Source organism: Nocardioides sp. (genome assembly GCF_031422975.1).
Taxonomy (GTDB): Bacteria; Actinomycetota; Actinomycetes; order Propionibacteriales; family Nocardioidaceae; genus Nocardioides.
The window spans coordinates 1-1,784 of sequence record NZ_JANPEO010000510.1 but is presented as its reverse complement, the minus strand read 5'-3'; the positions used below and the strand labels follow the sequence as shown (position 1 = coordinate 1,784).

At 70.6% G+C, this 1,784-nt stretch carries 2 protein-coding genes; both read left to right on the top strand.

Translation table 11 applies throughout. The features are described from left to right. The coding region (mftC, locus tag RMO85_RS15295; RefSeq protein ID WP_310529583.1) for a mycofactocin radical SAM maturase at positions 1 to 1,213 on the top strand (1,213 nt) is incomplete at its 5' end. 1 nt (position 1,214) lies between these two features. Then, positions 1,215 to 1,784, top strand: a 570-nt coding sequence (gene mftE / locus RMO85_RS15290) for a mycofactocin biosynthesis peptidyl-dipeptidase MftE (RefSeq protein ID WP_310529582.1), incomplete at its 3' end; no start/stop codon positions are given.

Genomic DNA, 1,784 nt, shown 5'->3' with positions numbered 1-1,784 from the left:
CGCCACCCTCACCGAGACCCCGCCGCCGGCCGTCGGGCGGCTCGTCGACCAGTTCGAGCTCGGCCTCGACGCGCCGATCTGCCTGACCTGGGAGCTGACCTACGCCTGCAACCTCGCATGCCTGCACTGCCTGTCGTCCTCGGGTCGCCGTGACCCCGACGAGCTGGACACGGAGGAGGCCAAGGCACTCATCCGCGAGTTCGAGCGGATGCAGATCTTCTACGTCAACATCGGCGGCGGAGAGCCCACGGTGCGTCCCGACTTCTGGGAGCTCCTCGACTATGCAGTCGAGCACCACGTCGGCGTGAAGTTCTCGACCAACGGCTTCCGGATCACCCGGGAGCGGGCGGAGAAGCTGGCGGCGACCGACTACATCGACGTACAGATATCGCTCGACGGCGCCACTGCCGAGGTCAACGACGCGGTCCGCGGGCAGGGCACCTACGACGCCGCTATGAAGGCGCTCGCCAATCTCCAGGCAGCCGGGATGCAGGACTTCAAGATCTCGGTCGTGTGCACCCGTCACAACATCGACCAGCTCGACGAGTTCAAGGCGATCGCGGACAGCTTCGGCGCCCAGCTGCGGCTGACCCGGCTGCGACCGTCGGGTCGCGGTGCCGACGTGTGGGACGAGCTGCACCCGCTGCCGCACCAGCAGCGCCAGCTCTACGACTGGCTCACCGCGAACGGCGAGAAGGTGCTCACCGGCGACTCGTTCTTCCACCTTGCGGCGTACGGCGATCCGCTGCCCGGCCTCAACCTGTGTGGCGCCGGCCGCGTGGTCTGCCTGGTGGACCCGGTCGGGGACGTCTACGCGTGCCCGTTCGCGATCCACGACCGGTTCAAGGCCGGCAACATCCGTGACCTCGGTTTCGACCACGTCTGGAAGCACGCCCCCCTGTTCGAGGAGCTGCGCAGCCCGCAGACCGGTGGCGCCTGCGCGAAGTGCTCGGCCTACGACAGCTGCCGCGGTGGCTGCATGGCGGCCAAGTTCTTCACCGGGTTGCCGTTGGACGGTCCGGATCCGGAGTGCGTCAAGGGTAACGCCGAGGAGGCGCTGGCGAGCCTGGACCGCGGTGCGCTCCCGGGATCGAGTCAGGACCACTCGCACACGGGCACGGTGCGCAACGCACCCGTCGGACTCACGCTCGGCGCGACCCGGACGCGCCCGACGAGCGCGTGCGACGAGAGTCCGGTCGCAGGGATGGTCTGAGATGGGTGCGAGCTCGTCGGGCGAGCCCAGTCGACGCCTAGGCCTCGGCGGGGCGCGCTGGCCCACGATCGAGGGCGACCCGCCGCTGGTGCTCGTGCCGATCGGCTCGCTCGAGCAGCACGGGCCGCACCTGCCGCTGGCCACGGAATCGATGCTGGCGTGTGCGGCGACCCGGGAGGTCGCCGTACGACTGGATGCCTCGGGTGTGCGCGTGCTGGTCGCGCCCGCTCTCGCCTATGGCGCCAGCGGCGAGCACGAGGACTTCCCGGGGACCATCTCGATCGGCCACGAGGCGCTCTACCTGCTGCTGGTCGAGCTCGGCCGATCGGCGTGCCGGTGGGCCACGGGGCTCGTATTCGTCAACGGCCACGGCGGCAACGTGCCCACGCTCGTGAGCGCCGTGACCACCCTCCGCGACGAGGGCCGCCCCGCCGCCTGGACCGGGTTCGGGGTGCTGGGCGGCGACGCGCACGCGGGCCGCACGGAGACCTCGCTGCTCCGCAACCTTGCGCCGTGGACTGTGCGGGTGGACCTCGCCGAGGCGGGAGCCACCGAGCCCATCGACCAGCTG